This window comes from Pirellulales bacterium, assembly GCA_019636335.1.
In the GTDB taxonomy this organism is placed as follows: domain Bacteria; phylum Planctomycetota; class Planctomycetia; order Pirellulales; family JAEUIK01; genus JAHBXR01.
In genome coordinates this window covers 20,940-34,639 of record JAHBXR010000041.1, presented here as the reverse complement: position 1 = coordinate 34,639, position 13,700 = coordinate 20,940, and the positions used below count along the sequence as shown (strand labels likewise).

The window sequence follows — 13,700 nt, the reverse complement described above, 5'->3', positions numbered from 1 at the left end:
GGTCAGAACTATTTTCTGGACGGGAGTGGTCGCTTCTTTTGATCCCACCTTTTGATTCAGCAGGGGGGCCGAAAAGCGGGGGCGCGGTGAGCCGCGCACTCGCGTACAGTGTAGGTCAGTTACGCGCGTACCCGATACTTGTTCGACTTGGCCACGTCGAATGTCTTCGCCGTCGCGTGGTGGTGCGCGATGGTGCGCGTACCAGCGCCTCCTACGAGGCCACCAATACCCGGTTGAGAAGCACGGGCGCCCAGCATGATCCTCAACACGCAAGTGCCCACCACCGCACCGCTTGCAACGAATCCGCTGCTCCTGGAGCGACCGAGTGGTACGCGGTGGTACGCGATGGTGCGCGAACCAACGCAACTTCAATACTTACGCTTCGCGCTTACGATGCGATTGAGAGATTCCAAGATGAAACGACAAGGTTGCGTCACTTTGATGTTGCTGTTGATCGGCGCGTTTGCCGCGCGTGTTGCACGCGCCGACGATCCCGCGGCGGTCACGCCCGAACGGGTGAAATCGGCGGTCGCCGCGCTCGACAAGCTCGCTGCCGACACGCTCCGGCGCACCGGCGTGCCGGGCATTGCCGTGGCCGTGGTCGCGCACGACAAGGTCGTGTTCCTCAAGGGCTACGGCGTCCGCGAGGCAGGCAAGCCGGCCCCGATCGACGCCGATACGGTCTTTCAACTCGCGTCGGTCTCGAAGCCCATCACCTCCACCGTGCTGGCCGCGCTGGTCGGCGAGAAAAAGTTCGGTTGGGACGATCGCGTCATCGATCGCGACCCAGGCTTTTGCCTCTACGACGCGGCCTCGACGCGCGAGCTGCGCGTGCGCGATCTGCTCTGCCATCGCAGCAGTTTGCCCGATCATTGCGGCGACCTGCTCGAAGACCTGGGCTACGACCGCGCGACGATTCTCCACCGGCTGCGCTACCAGCCCCCCGACAGCAGCTTCCGCGCCGCTTATGCCTATACGAACTTCGGCTATACCGAAGGGGCCCTGTGCGGCGCGCTTGCCGCGGGCACTACCTGGGAGGACCTCGCTCGCGAAAAACTCTATGCGCCGCTCGGCATGAAGTCGACCAGCTCGCGGTTCGTCGACTATGCCCAAGCGCCGAACCGGGCGCTGTTGCACTCGCTGGTCGATGGCAAATGGGTGGCCAAGAACACGCGCCAGCCCGACGCGCAATCGCCGGCCGGTGGCGTCAGCTCGACCCTGAACGATATCACGCGTTGGCTGCGGCTATCGCTGGCCGAAGGCAAGTTCGAGGGACGGCAGATCGTCGATCCCGCCGCGCTCTTCGAGACCCACTCGCCCCAGATCGTCACGAATTTCGATCCCCAGGGGGGACGCATGGTCACCTACGGACTGGGCTGGATCGTCGAAATGGAACGGGGCGGCCGCGTGCTGTTGAAGCACTCGGGGGGATTCGATCTAGGCATGCGGACCGAAGTGGCGCTGCTGCCGGCGGACGAGATCGGCATCGCCGTCTTCTCGAATGCCGGGCCCACCGGCATTCCCGAGGCGATCGTCGAGAGCTTTTTCGACCTGTTGTTCGATGGCAAGGTCCAGCGCGACTGGGTCGAGTTCGCCAACCGCATGTTCGCCTTGCAAATCGAGCGGGAAGCCGGCGAGCGGTTCGACTACAGTCAGCCGCCGGTCAATCCGGTCGCCCCGGCGGAGAACGCCACTTACACGGCGAAGTACCGCAACGACTTCTTCGGCGAGATCGAAATCGCCGCACGTCAGGGTGTGCTGCAGTTGCTGCTGGGGCCGAAAAAGCAGCCCTTTCCGCTCAAGCACTGGAACCGAGACGTCTTCACCTACGAACCGACAGGCGAAATGGCCGCCGGCACGAGCGGAGTGACGTTTCTCGTCGGACCCAGCGGCAAGGCCGACCGGGTGCTGCTCGAAAACCTGAACATCCACGGCATGGGCACGTTCGCGCGAATAACAAACGCCAGCAAATAGCCAGTCGAAGCGCCGCCACGCGACTAATCGACGACCGGCGGCCCTTTGAAATCGTCGAGCAAGGCGAGCAGCGCATCTTGCTGATCGCCAAACGGGACGTAGATGCCGCGCAGCGCGTCGATCCCGGTATTGCCCTTCGTGGCAGGAAAGATCGTCACGCCGTGCCGCTCGACGCGGTAGCCTGCCACCAGGGGCCAGGGGAGCAGCCGTTCGCGGCGTCCCAGGCAGAAACGGAGTCCGCGCGTGTCGAGAAAGAATCGCACCGGCACCCACGAGCGCCACGACGCGATCGCCAACAGGATGAAGGCGACAATGCCCGCGCCGATTCCGACCGACGAAGTCGCCAGCAGGATCGACAGCAGCAGTCCCACGGCCAAGGGAGACCAGCCCCGCAGACCTTCGTCGCGAATGGGCCAGCTATGGATCTCGAGCGTCGGAGTCGCCGCCGTCGCGGTGCGTCTCGACGAAGGAACGCTCATGCCGGGGCCCTCCTGCCTCGCGAACGGATCGCTCCCGGCACGACAATCGCCAGAAAACCGAACATCACCGTGGAGATCAACAGCACCGAGACGACGATCGCCGAAAAATAATCGCGCATGAGAATCAGCAGCGGTGGCTCGGCCGATTTTGGCGGCCGGCGTTGCACGTTGGCGTCGGGATGCTTGGCCCGGACGAGCTCATCCGCGCGCCAGCGTTCCCACTCGGTACGCACTTCGCGCTGGCCCACGTTTACAAGCGTCCACTCGCGGGCACGATCCAGGCCACTGTATACGACCGCCATCGTTACCACCCAACCGAAGAGCATCCATGCCAGTCGAAGCGATCGTTTGGCACCATCGGCGTCGCTCATGGCTGTTTCGGCAACAGGTCGAGCACGGCGGCCGTCGTGGCCGTGATGCCGGTGACGAGCGTCGCTTCGGCATCGGGATAGAACAGGGTCGAATGCAACGACGGTGGCTCCTGCTTCAACCGCGCGAAGCCGGCCAGGCGTTGCGGATCGACCGCTCCCAGGCGAAACATCAGGATCGGCACCCCCGCCAACCCATAGCGGCTGAAATCCTCGCCTCCCATCGAAGGCTCGGTCGTCGTGACATTCTCTTCTCCCAGGGCCTTCTGGAACACCGGCAGAAGCCGACTCGTCAGCTCCTCGTCGTTGAACATCGCCGGGGTGCCTTCCGAGACTTTGATCACGGGCTCCGGCGCCTTGGCGCCCTGCGCAATCGCCAGGGCCTTGCGCGTGACCGCTTCGATCAGCAGATCGCGAACCTCGGGCTTGTAGCTGCGCAGCGTGATCTGCAGGTGACACTCGTCGCCGATAACGTTGTGCTTCGTGCCGCCGTGGATCGAACCGATCGTAATGACTGCCGGATCGGTCGGCGAGACTTCACGGCTCACCACGGTTTGCAAATCGAGCACCAGCCGGGCGGCCAGGACGATCGGGTCGATCGTCGTCTGTGGATAGGCGCCGTGCCCGCCGCGACCGCGCATGGTGACGTCCACGCTGTCGACGTTGGCCAACGTGTAGCCCTCGCGAATGCCGATCTTGCCCGTGCCCAGCGTCGAGTCGACATGCAGCGCCACGGCGAAGTCGGGCTTGGGAAAACGCGTGAACAGGCCATCGTCGAGCATGGCCTTGGCGCCGCTGCCGCGTTCCTCGGCCGGCTGGCAGACGAACATCACGGTCCCGCTCCAACGATCCTTGTGCGAAGCGAGATATTGCGCCACGCCGATCAGGTTCGTCATGTGGATATCGTGCCCGCAGGCATGCATCACGCCGACTTCCTGGTCGTCGTCATCCTTGGCCTTGACGTTCGAGGCGTAGACGAGTCCCGTCTGCTCGACCACCGGCAAGGCATCCGTGTCGGTGCGGAGCATGAGCGTGGGCCCCTTGCCATTCTCGAGCATGCCCACGACACCAAAGCCGCCGACCTTTTCGGTGACGGGGATGCCGAGCAGGCGCAACTCCTCGGCCAGGCGCTTGCCGGTCTGCTCTTCGTGGAACGAGAGTTCCGGCGCCTTGTGCAAGTCGCGATAGAGCTTCACGAGATCGGGCAGGTTCTTCTCGACCCAGGCGCGCGCCTCTTCGGCGCGTGCGCCCTGGCCGTGCAGACAGAGCAAGAGGGCAATCGCGAACCAACGGCAAGTCCAACTCACAGCAAACGCACTCCGTTTTCGCTTGGCAGCGTGAAAAAAGCTTGACATCCGCAGCCCAGAACGCTTGAATCTCACGCCATACATTGCGTCCTTCTTCATACGGGCAGACGCGGCAGATACGAGTTGCCGTGCCTGCCCATTATATTTGGCCAGGGCCGAATGTCGCCCCGTGCCCCCTCTGCTACCGCCGGGAAACGACCCTCCGGGGCAGAAATAGGCGCCATGCAACGGCGCGTGCCGTGCGCCGTGGCTGGCATCGCGCACCTTATTACCAGGCGTTTTGGGCCAACAGCCGGGCCAATTGCGGATAGAGCTGCTCGATGGCCCGCGCTCGGTGGCTCAGCCGGGCCTTCACCATTTCGCCCAGTTCAGCGAACGTTCGATGGTATTCGACGATTTCGAAGAGGGGATCGTAGCCGAAGCCGGCAGAGCCTATCGGCTCGAAACGGATGCGACCGTGACAGCGTGCCTCGCTCTGAGCACGCAGATTTCCCTGCGGATCGGCCACCACGGCGTGACACACGTAATACGCCGTGCGGCGCTCGAGCGGCCTATCGGCCAGACGCTCGAGCAGCAAACGATTGTTCTCCTCGTCGGTCGCCTCGGGTCCGGCGAAGCGGGCCGAGTAGACGCCCGGCGCGCCATCCAGCGCGTCGACTCCCAGTCCGCTGTCCTCGCCCAGGCACCAGTGGCCGAGCCGCCGCGCCTGGGCGACGGCCTTGATGGCGGCGTTCGCAGCGAACGTATCGCCATCTTCGACCACCTCGGGCCCGGGGGGGAAATCGGCCAGCGTCTTGAGCTCGATTCCCAGCGGCGCGAGCAGGTCGACCAGCTCGGCGCCCTTCTTCCGATTGCTCGTGCCGAGCACGAGGATGGGTTTGGCGATCATGCGTGCAGACGATCTACGACGTGGCGACGGATAACACCGCACCCTTTGTAGCGTGTTGCCTAGCGCATGCCGAGGGCCGAACGTTCGTATTCGTGGCCGATCGAGCGTTTCGGCACTTCGATGGCCATCGGCTTGAGATCCAGCGCCAGCCCCCCCACGGTGCGCGGCTTGGCGGTCATCGGGGCGCCCGGCGTGGTGTTCGTGGGCGCGGTGAAGACCTGCAGCAGCTTCTGCACGTCGGGGTTCACTTGCACGGCGCCATCCTGCATCGCCCCCAACTGCTCGAAGCTGCCCACCGTAACGATGCTGGTCTGCCGATCGTGGTACTCGTAGGCTTCGTACCCCTTGGCGCGCAGCGCCATCGTCAATTTGTGTGCCTGTTCGCCCGCTTCGATCAACCGGCTGGCCATGTCACCGCCGCTTTCAACTTTCTTGATCTTCTGCGGATCGATCGTCGTCGCTCCGTTGAAAGTGGCGACGCGAATCGTGTAGCGACCGGGGCAATCGAGCAGGCTGAATTCGAGATCCTTGTTGAGCTGCACGACGAAGTTGTCGGCCCCCTTGGGGGCAAAATACTCTGGCGGCAGCAGCGGGTTCGTCGTCATAAAGGGGCGCAACGGTCCGCGATCTTTCTTCTCGTCGCCGATGCGCGCCTGCACCATGCGCTGCATTTCGCGCAGCCCGGCCAATGGTCGACTGGCCTCGCCTTCGCCGATCAGGCACTCGGGCTTGGCAAATCTGAGCTTCTCGAGCGTGCGCTGCGCTTCGACGTCGTCGACCGTTGGGTAGTCCCCCACGAGCACGGCGATCTCGTCGACCTGGGTGTTGCGGTTATAGCGCATGATGCGTTTGCCGCCGAACTCGTCGAGGCCGCGACCTTCGACCTCGCCCGTGTAGTCATAATGCACGCGATGCGTGTAGGCGGGCAGCTTGTAGCGCTGGCGCAGCTCGATTACGAGGGCTTTGGCCTTCGCCTGGGCCTGCTCGCCGATGAAGGTCACCGCGAGAATCGTCCAGGGGCCGTTCTCTTCGGTGATGGCGTACTCCTGCTTCGGATCGGCCTCGACGCGGCGGAATACGGCCAGAACCGGCGGCGCGGCCGAGAGATTCGCCACACTCAAGCAGGCGGTCAGTCCGCTCGCAGCAAGAACAACTGGCGCCAACCAGCGCCGGTTCCACTTGTTCGGCATCATGCCCTTTTCCTCTGATTCTCTTTTCCGCCAGCGTGCGACGCACGGCGCGCGGCAAACTCTCGCCGCTCGTCGCCGACGCGAATCGAACGCAGCGCAGGGCCGTCGCGGGTGAGTGAACGCCAGGAAAACAATCGTGGCCGGAGAACCCGGCGGTGGATAAGCGGGCGGGAGTCTAACAAACCACTCCGCGCGCCGCCAGAGAGACCTGCCTTTCTCACGACAAGCCTCGGGAAATAGCGCAAACCGTTATTGGCGAGACGCTAAGAGCATCTCCCCGTCCGTCCCCGTCACCACGCCGTCGACGAATCGCGCAATGCTGGCATCGGTTGCCACCACGGCGGCCGTCGCTCCGCGACAGGACGTGCCCGCGTAAAGCGCGGTGGGGGATGATGGGGAGTCCTGCTGGGGCAGGCGTCCCTCGACGAGCACGCGAATCGGCGTACCCTGCAAGCTGGCAAAGTAGTGCGCGCGCAGCTCGGCCTCGAGCGCGGCCAACTCGTCGCAACGGCGCGACTTGATCTCGGCCGGGACCTGATCGGTCATTTCCGCGGCCGGCGTTCCACGCCGGGCACTGAAGGGAAAGATATGGATCTTGGAAAAGCCCACGTCGCGCGCCACCTGGCACGTCTCGGAAAAGTCGGCCTCGGTCTCTCCCGGAAACCCGACGATGATGTCGGTCGTGAGCGCCGGACGATCGAGCATGTCACGCACCAGCAGGCACCGATCGACAAAGCGTTTGGCGCCCCAACGACGCCGCATGCGCCGCAGCACGGCGTCCGAGCCACTCTGCAGCGAGACGTGCAGGTGGGGACATATCCGCGCGGGATGTTCCGCCATCACGGCCACCAGCTCGCGCGTCACCTCGGTCGCTTCGATGCTCGAGAGCCGCACGCGGAAATCGCCCGGCAGCCGCGCGATGCGTGCGAGCAGGTGCGAGAGCCTCTGCCACTCCTCTTTCGGCCTGCCGCGATTGCCCTCCACGCCGTAATGCCCCAGATGAATGCCCGTCAGCACCAGTTCGCGATAGCCGTTGTCGACCAGCCGCCGTACCTCGTCGAAAATATCGGCCGCCGGGCGACTATTCAAATGGGGACGCACGTGAGGGATGATGCAGAAGCTGCAGCGCAGCAGGCAGCCATCCTGCACTTTGATGAAGGCGCGTTTCCGCGTGCCGAAGCGCGAGATGCCGGTCGGAATATCGCGCACGCCGTGGCGCGCCAGCAGGTCGGGCAACTCGCGCTTGTCGGTGATGACTTCGGCGACATTCGGCAGCGACGCGACTTCCTGGGGCGCGCGGGTGGCGTAGCAACCCATCACGACGATCCGCGCGGCGGGATTCTGCCGCGCGAGCTTGCGGATCGTCTGCCGGCTCTTGGCGTCCCCCTCGTGCGTCACCGTGCAGGTGTTGACGATACAGAGATCGGCCTGCTCGTCCCCCGCGGCATCGCGATAGCCGATGCCCAGCAGACCGCCGCGCACGTACTCGGTCTCGTACTGGTTGACTTTGCAGCCCAGGGTGACGGTGCGCAGCGTGGGAGCATTACTCATTGCGGCGACGGCTCGATCGTACACCACATCGAGCCTTTGCAGTTGCGCACGTCCGAATCCTTGCCGTAGGCGTGGATCTGGTCGCGTTTGAGCTCGGCGTGCTCCTTGGTCGTCGTCAGCACGATCGCGCGTCCCCGCAGATGCACCTCTTGCGCGATCTGGTAGCCCTTCTCGGGCGGATGGCCGAACAGGCCGAGCAACATTTCCATCACGTAGAGAAACGTGTGATCGTCGTCGTTCCACAGAATGACGTGATAGGGGGGGAGTCGCTTGGGCTTCTTCTTCGGCCGCGAGGTCATGTGTTCGACCGTCGGGGCTTCTTCTTCGACGGCGACAGCGGCAGCTTGGGATTCTTCGGACACGGGAATGCTCTCGTAGCGGGACTCGGCGATGGTCGCCCGTGCGTACAAGCGGTATGATCGTGGCCAGAATAGTCGCAGTTTCACCTGACCCTCAGCCTAGCCGGAAGTTCAGCCCGATGCCAACGCTTGACCAGTACCTGGCCGAAAATGCCGGCCGGTTCGAGGAAGATCTCTGCGACCTGCTGCGAATCAAGAGCGTTTCGGCCGATGGCGCCTTCCGCGACGAGGTCCAACGGGCGGCAAGCTGGGTGGCCGACCATTTCCGCCGGCTGGGGATGACGACCGAGATCGTCCCCACGGCGGGGCATCCCATCGTCTTTGCCGAACACCTCCAGGCGCCGGGCGCGCCGACAGTGCTCGTCTACGGCCACTACGACGTGCAGCCCCCCGATCCCTTGGACGAGTGGATTTCCCCCCCCTTCGAGCCGACCCGGCGCAACGGCAACCTGTATGCCCGCGGCGCCACGGACGACAAGGGGCAGATGCTCACGCACGTGAAGAGCGCCGAGGCCTGGCTGGCCACCACGGGCAAGCTGCCCGTCAACGTAAAGTATTTGATCGAAGGGGAAGAAGAAGTCGGCAGCGAACATCTCGACGCGTTCATCATCGAGAATCTCGAGCGATTGCGTGCCGACTGCGTGGTCATCAGCGACACGTGCCAGTTTGGTCCCGGCCAGCCGGCCATCACGTATGGCTTGAAGGGGATCGCCTACTACGAACTGCGTTTGTTCGGCCCGAGCCAGGATCTGCATTCCGGTTCGTTCGGCGGCGCGGTGATGAACCCGGCCAACGCGCTCGTGCGGATGCTCGCCGCGCTGATCGACAAGCACGGGCGCGTGCAGGTTCCCGGCTTCTACGACGACGTGACGCCGATCTCCGACGCCGAGCGCAAGCAATTCGCGGAGTTGGGCTTCAGCGACACCGATTTCGCCCGGCAACTGGAGGTCGAGGCGCTCGCCGGCGAAGAGGGCTATACGACGCTCGAGCGCCGCTGGGCGCGCCCCACCTGCGACATCAACGGCCTATGGAGCGGCTACCAAGGGGAAGGGGCCAAGACCGTCCTACCGGCTCGGGCCGGCGCCAAGTTCAGCTTCCGACTCGTCCCGAAACAGGACCCCGATCAGCTCACCCGGAACCTGCGGGCCATGCTCGAAGGGCTCTGTCCGCCCGGCATTCGTCTGGAATTGACCAGCTTTCACAACGCGCCAGGCATCGTGGTGCCGCTCGACAGCCCCTACATGGCGGCCGCCGCGCGGGCCATCGAGAAGGGGTTCGGCCGCCAGCCGGTCTTCATCCGCGAAGGAGGCTCCATCCCCGTCGTGGCGACCTTCCACGACCGGCTGGGAGTCGATACGCTACTGCTCGGCTGGGGACTGTCGGACGACAACACGCACAGCCCGAACGAAAAGTTCTGCCTGGCCGACTTCCACCGCGGCATCAAAGCCAGCGCCTATCTGTGGGAAGAGCTGAGCAAGCTGCCAGCCCGGGCAAAGTAGCCCACGATCAAAACCATCGAAACACGGCGGCGCTTGCCTGACAAACGCCGCATCCAAGAGAGGAACGATGCTCGACGCTCGCTTTATTCTCGAAAACGTCGAACTGGTCAAAGAGAACTGCCGCCTGCGTGGCGCCTCGGTCCATGTCGACGAGTTCGTCACGCTGGCCACCGAGCGCCGCACCATGCAGGCGCAGGTCGACGAGCTGAATCGCCAGGCGAACGAGGTTTCGAAATCGATCGGCAAGGCCAAGGACGCCGCCGAGCGCGAAGCCCGCAAGGAAGAGGGGCGCAAGCTCCGCGAAAAGACGACTGAATTGCAAGGCCGGCTCGATGCTTTGACCCAAGAGGTCGATGGCCTGCAGCGCCGCATTCCGAATCTCTCGCACCCCGACGCGCCGCGCGGCGCGGACGATCAGGCCAATCTCGAACGCCGCCGCGGCAAGACGCCGATCCCGAAATTCGACTTCAAGCCGCGCGACCACGTCGAGTTGGCCGAAGCGCTCGACCTGTTGGATCTCGAAGGAGGCGCCAAGGTCGCCGGGCACGGTTTTTATTTTCTCAAGAACGACATGGTGCTGCTCGAGTTGGCTCTGCAACGCTACGCGCTCGACCTGCTGATGGCGGAAGGTTTCACGCCGACGATCACGCCCGACCTGGCGCGAAACGAGATCCTGCAAGGCACCGGCTACATCCCGCGCGGGCCGGAGACGCAGATCTACAGCATCGACGGCAGCGATTTGAGCCTCGTCGCCACGGCCGAGATTACGCTCGGCGGATTGCTGGCGGGTGAAACGCTCGATGTCGAGCAGTTGCCCGTCAAGGTGTGCGGCATCAGCCACTGCTACCGCACCGAGGCAGGCGCACACGGCCGCGCGACGCGAGGGCTCTATCGCGTGCATCAGTTCACCAAGGTCGAGATGTTCGCCTTCACGCTGCCCGAGGCGAGCGACGCGATGCTCGATTATTTCTGCGAGCTCGAGTGCCGGCTGTTCGATGGGCTGGGCATTCCGTACCGCGTAGTCGACACGGCCACGGGGGATCTCGGCGGCCCGGCCTATCGCAAGTTCGACCTAGAGGCCTGGATGCCCGGCCGCGGCGAGGGGGGGGAGTTCGGCGAGGTGACGAGCACGTCGAACTGCACCGACTACCAGGCACGGCGCCTGGGCATCCGCTACCGCGTGAAGGGAGAAAAGGGAACGCACTTCCTCCACACGCTCAACGGCACCGCCATCGCCATCAGCCGGGGGCTGATCGCCATTCTAGAAAACTACCAACAGGCCGACGGCACGATCCGCGTGCCAGAGGCGCTGCGGGCGTTCATGGGCAAGGATGTGATCGGGCGGACGTGAGCTCATTCGTGGTAAGCATACCTCGAGATGAGGCAGTTCGCTGCGCTCTACGTGTCTACGTCGCTCTGCGTATGAAGTTCGTGGCGAACTTTTGCCAACGTGTCGTGATAACGCACGAGCATTTGTTCTTGAGGCAACCGTCTCGTCAAGAATCGCAAACCTTCGGCGAAGTAATGCACCGCTTGGATTATGGCAAAACCCAAGCTGCTTCCAATGATGAGTCCCATGATGAAGCCCACCAGGCCCAACTGCGGATTCATGGCAAGCTCGAGCAGCCTGTCAACGGCCCAAATCGCAACGCAGGTCAACACCACAACAAGTATTGCTACCGAGAAATACCACGCCATCAACATGCGGCGATAACGCGCACACCACTCCACCGACTTTCGCGCGCTGGCGATGACTTCTTCGTCGGTTAATTGGCGAAACGGGTTCCTTAGCTTCATACACCCATTGTAGCCGGTGCAAGCCAGCTATTCCCGCAGCGCCGCTAGTCCTGCCCGAAGAATGGCCCCTTAGCCGTCCGGTGTGTCAAGCAATTGCTTCAACCGGTTGCTTAGCACTTCGGGCAACTTGCTGATCCATGATTCGTCAAGCAGGCCGACGCCTATCAGGTCACGGACATGGGTACGATCTTTATCCCTGAACGACGTCAACTTCATCCGGACCAGAGCTTCGAGATCGAGAATTTGCGCCGTGTCCGTGCGCTTCGATTCGCCCACGTCGGGGGCAGGGAACGAATACTCCTTACGCACCTTCTCGCCTGCAAAAACGACATACACGGCATCGCGTGCTTTCGAGTTCGGTCCGTCGAGGAACATATCGATGCCCGACGAATGGCGGTAAAGGAAGCCCTCGCGGGCGAGCGCCTCCTTCGCTCGTTCCAAGTCCGCGCGACACAAGAGAATGTCTACATCCTGCGTGAATCGCGCGGCAGCTTCGTCGACTTCACTCACCCAGGCGTGAACAGCATTGCCGCCTGCCACGGCATAGGGAATGGAAGCCTCTTCCAAGCACTTCGTCGCCCGACGGAGACGTGCGCGCACTTTCTCCACGGATGTCACCATCCTTTCCCAGGCCAAGTCACTAATGACATGCGTGTTCATTGAGTGCATCGCGGCAAGGGATTGCGCGGAAGGGAGCCCGCGCGGGTTAACTATTCCCGCGCTGCCGTCGCCCTTGGCCTTGGAACGGGCTGCGGATTTCCCCCTCGAACGGCTCGCCGAGGAGTTCCTTGAACTTCGTCTGCTGATCGGGGGTGAGCAGGTCGACGATCTTGGCCTTCGTCGCCGCGGCAAGCTCGACGAACTTGCGACGCGTCCCCTCGCGATCGCCTTCATTTTCTTCCGAGATGGCGCGCATCTCCGTGCCGGCGTCCTCCTGGATCGTCTCGATCTGTTCCGTCTGGGCCGGAGTCAACTTCAACTCTTCGGCCACTTCCGGATCGCTGAACGCCCGGGCGCCACGCTGCTGCCACGAGATCTGCTTCAGCCGCTTGAGCTGTGCGGCGTCGAGCACCTTGGCGAGCTTGTCATTGGTGTTCTTGATACGCTCGGCGATCCTGGCGCGAATCTGCTCGCGGGGCAAATCGCGCAGACCGCGGACCGCCTCACGATCGCTTTCAGCGATTTTTTCGGCTTCCTGCTTCTGCTCGTCGGTGAGTTTCAGTTCTTGCTGCACCGACTCGTTGCCGAGCAGGAACACTGGCCCACCAAATCCGCCGCCGAAGCCGCGCCGCTCGCCTCCCCCGGGACGTTGTGCCAGGGCATCGCCGGCCACTCCGATCACGAGCAACGTGGCAAGGGTCAGGCTGAAGAATCCGCAAAGCCTCATGGGTGTGTTCCTTCCGTCGGCTGGCTGTTGAATCATTGGGTTTGGCAAGTAAGGTCGCCTTGGCGACAAATTCTTGTGGGGGAACTGAATCGTACGTTCTGGGATCGATCCACGGCAAGCGGCGCAAACTGCGCCGGCATGCGAGAAAGCCCTATCCCGTAAAACCAGGGACACGCGGCAAAGTTCCGCCCCCTACGCGCGGATTCCGGATGCCAAACACCCCTCTGACAAGCACACAGGTGCGCAGTTTGCCGCGGTCGCTCCGTGTGACGCGGGCCGAATTGAAGCACGCGAAACCCCCGCCAGCCGACCGATGATGAAACTGGTTGCAATTTTTGATGAAGAATGTGCATACTATCAGGCGGTGCTAGCAGGGAATTCTAGCGGGAACCTCAACTTCTTGCTCTTCAACGGTTTGCAGAGCAGATCGGCGCGGTTGCAGGGCCCGCGCCGCGGGTGCGTCAGTGGGAAGGAGCTGGGACATGCCTTTCGGCACGATCAAACGATTGCACGAGAGTCGGGGGTTCGGTTTGATTCAGTCCGACACCGGGGATGTGTTTTTCCACTCATCCACGGTCGACGACGACGACTTCCGCAACCTGTTTGAAGGTCAGGAAGTCGAGTTCACCGTGGACGTCGCCGATCAGCCGACCGGCCGCGGCTCGCGAGCCGCGCGCGTCTCGCCGTTGCGCGTGGCGGTCGCCTGATTCGCAAACGCTCGGAACACAACTCCGCGTCCTTCCGCCTTCGCGAGCCTCTCTCGCGACGGAGCGTGGCTCTTTTTTTCCATCCGTGCCGCAGTGCATGCATGTGTCTGCCGTGCGATGCTCAGTTCCGCGCATGCAGGCCCCATTGCGAGCCGATCCGCCATGCGCTAGTCTCACACTCTGGCACCTACAG

At 63.4% G+C, this 13,700-nt stretch carries 14 protein-coding genes; 4 read left to right on the top strand and 10 right to left on the bottom strand.

Features of this window, described 5'->3' with window-relative positions:
• Nucleotides 1-414 precede the first annotated feature (414 nt).
• Entirely contained in the window at nucleotides 415-1,974 is a 1,560-nt protein-coding gene (locus KF708_24065; GenBank protein MBX3415782.1) for a serine hydrolase, read from the top strand.
• Nucleotides 1,975-1,997: 23 nt separating this feature from the next.
• Here the strand turns inward: KF708_24065 and KF708_24060 are convergent, their stop codons facing one another.
• The 7 genes from KF708_24060 to KF708_24030 form a co-directional block, all read right to left on the bottom strand.
• A complete protein-coding gene (locus KF708_24060) occupies nucleotides 1,998-2,453 on the bottom strand; it encodes a hypothetical protein (protein ID MBX3415781.1) in 456 nt (151 codons plus the stop codon).
• A complete protein-coding gene (locus KF708_24055) occupies nucleotides 2,450-2,824 on the bottom strand; it encodes a hypothetical protein (protein ID MBX3415780.1) in 375 nt (124 codons plus the stop codon). Before KF708_24055 ends, KF708_24060 begins: the two co-directional genes overlap by 4 nt.
• Nucleotides 2,821-4,176 (bottom strand): amidohydrolase, encoded by a 1,356-nt coding sequence (locus KF708_24050; GenBank protein MBX3415779.1) that lies wholly within the window; start codon nucleotides 4,174-4,176, stop codon nucleotides 2,821-2,823. The genes KF708_24055 and KF708_24050 overlap by 4 nt, the downstream gene beginning before the upstream one ends.
• Before the next feature lie 220 nt (nucleotides 4,177-4,396).
• Nucleotides 4,397-5,017 (bottom strand): non-canonical purine NTP pyrophosphatase, encoded by a 621-nt coding sequence (locus KF708_24045; GenBank protein ID MBX3415778.1) that lies wholly within the window; start codon nucleotides 5,015-5,017, stop codon nucleotides 4,397-4,399.
• A gap of 59 nt (nucleotides 5,018-5,076) precedes the next feature.
• Nucleotides 5,077-6,210, bottom strand: coding sequence for a hypothetical protein (locus KF708_24040; GenBank protein ID MBX3415777.1), 1,134 nt, complete (start codon nucleotides 6,208-6,210; stop codon nucleotides 5,077-5,079).
• Nucleotides 6,211-6,456: 246 nt separating this feature from the next.
• Nucleotides 6,457-7,758: a tRNA (N(6)-L-threonylcarbamoyladenosine(37)-C(2))-methylthiotransferase MtaB gene (mtaB, locus tag KF708_24035; GenBank protein MBX3415776.1), complete on the bottom strand. Its 1,302-nt coding sequence runs from the start codon at nucleotides 7,756-7,758 to the stop codon at nucleotides 6,457-6,459.
• Nucleotides 7,755-8,057 carry an ATP-dependent Clp protease adaptor ClpS gene (locus KF708_24030; protein MBX3415775.1) on the bottom strand — a complete coding sequence of 101 codons (303 nt, stop codon included), beginning with the start codon at nucleotides 8,055-8,057 and terminating at the stop codon, nucleotides 7,755-7,757. Before KF708_24030 ends, mtaB begins: the two co-directional genes overlap by 4 nt.
• 179 nt (nucleotides 8,058-8,236) lie before the next feature.
• On the opposite strand from KF708_24030, the gene KF708_24025 reads away from it, so the two are divergent.
• Both KF708_24025 and serS read left to right on the top strand, forming a co-directional pair.
• Nucleotides 8,237-9,616, top strand: coding sequence for a dipeptidase (locus KF708_24025; GenBank protein MBX3415774.1), 1,380 nt, complete (start codon nucleotides 8,237-8,239; stop codon nucleotides 9,614-9,616).
• Between the two features lie 67 nt (nucleotides 9,617-9,683).
• A complete protein-coding gene (gene serS, locus KF708_24020; protein ID MBX3415773.1) occupies nucleotides 9,684-10,967 on the top strand; it encodes a serine--tRNA ligase in 1,284 nt (427 codons plus the stop codon).
• 47 nt (nucleotides 10,968-11,014) lie between these two features.
• On the opposite strand, the gene KF708_24015 is transcribed toward serS, so the two are convergent.
• The 3 genes from KF708_24015 to KF708_24005 all read right to left on the bottom strand — a co-directional run bounded on the left by KF708_24015 (nucleotide 11,015) and on the right by KF708_24005 (nucleotide 12,800).
• Nucleotides 11,015-11,413, bottom strand: coding sequence for a hypothetical protein (locus tag KF708_24015; GenBank protein ID MBX3415772.1), 399 nt, complete (start codon nucleotides 11,411-11,413; stop codon nucleotides 11,015-11,017).
• 69 nt (nucleotides 11,414-11,482) lie between these two features.
• Nucleotides 11,483-12,022: a hypothetical protein gene (locus tag KF708_24010; GenBank protein ID MBX3415771.1), complete on the bottom strand. Its 540-nt coding sequence runs from the start codon at nucleotides 12,020-12,022 to the stop codon at nucleotides 11,483-11,485.
• A 97-nt stretch (nucleotides 12,023-12,119) separates the two neighbouring features.
• On the bottom strand, nucleotides 12,120-12,800 hold the full coding sequence (locus KF708_24005; protein ID MBX3415770.1) for a hypothetical protein: 681 nt from the start codon (nucleotides 12,798-12,800) through the stop codon (nucleotides 12,120-12,122).
• Between the two features lie 482 nt (nucleotides 12,801-13,282).
• On the opposite strand from KF708_24005, the gene KF708_24000 reads away from it, so the two are divergent.
• The gene (locus KF708_24000) at nucleotides 13,283-13,507 is read left to right on the top strand and encodes a cold shock domain-containing protein (protein ID MBX3415769.1); all 225 of its coding nucleotides are present in this window, start codon (nucleotides 13,283-13,285) and stop codon (nucleotides 13,505-13,507) included.
• The last annotated feature ends 193 nt before the right edge of the window (nucleotides 13,508-13,700 follow it).

Bases quoted from the DNA above. Each gene is read 5' to 3' on its own strand.
- serS (MBX3415773.1), top strand. From the start codon at position 9,684: ATGCTCGACGCTCGCTTTATTCTCGAAAACGTCGAACTGGTCAAAGAG.
- KF708_24045 (MBX3415778.1), bottom strand. From the start codon at position 5,017: ATGATCGCCAAACCCATCCTCGTGCTCGGCACGAGCAATCGGAAGAAG.
- KF708_24025 (MBX3415774.1), top strand. From the start codon at position 8,237: ATGCCAACGCTTGACCAGTACCTGGCCGAAAATGCCGGCCGGTTCGAG.
- KF708_24030 (MBX3415775.1), bottom strand. From the start codon at position 8,057: ATGACCTCGCGGCCGAAGAAGAAGCCCAAGCGACTCCCCCCCTATCAC.
- KF708_24040 (MBX3415777.1), bottom strand. From the start codon at position 6,210: ATGATGCCGAACAAGTGGAACCGGCGCTGGTTGGCGCCAGTTGTTCTT.
- KF708_24060 (MBX3415781.1), bottom strand. From the start codon at position 2,453: ATGAGCGTTCCTTCGTCGAGACGCACCGCGACGGCGGCGACTCCGACG.
- KF708_24000 (MBX3415769.1), top strand. From the start codon at position 13,283: ATGCCTTTCGGCACGATCAAACGATTGCACGAGAGTCGGGGGTTCGGT.
- KF708_24005 (MBX3415770.1), bottom strand. From the start codon at position 12,800: ATGAGGCTTTGCGGATTCTTCAGCCTGACCCTTGCCACGTTGCTCGTG.
- KF708_24015 (MBX3415772.1), bottom strand. From the start codon at position 11,413: ATGAAGCTAAGGAACCCGTTTCGCCAATTAACCGACGAAGAAGTCATC.
- mtaB (MBX3415776.1), bottom strand. From the start codon at position 7,758: ATGAGTAATGCTCCCACGCTGCGCACCGTCACCCTGGGCTGCAAAGTC.
- KF708_24065 (MBX3415782.1), top strand. From the start codon at position 415: ATGAAACGACAAGGTTGCGTCACTTTGATGTTGCTGTTGATCGGCGCG.
- KF708_24055 (MBX3415780.1), bottom strand. From the start codon at position 2,824: ATGAGCGACGCCGATGGTGCCAAACGATCGCTTCGACTGGCATGGATG.
- KF708_24050 (MBX3415779.1), bottom strand. From the start codon at position 4,176: ATGTCAAGCTTTTTTCACGCTGCCAAGCGAAAACGGAGTGCGTTTGCT.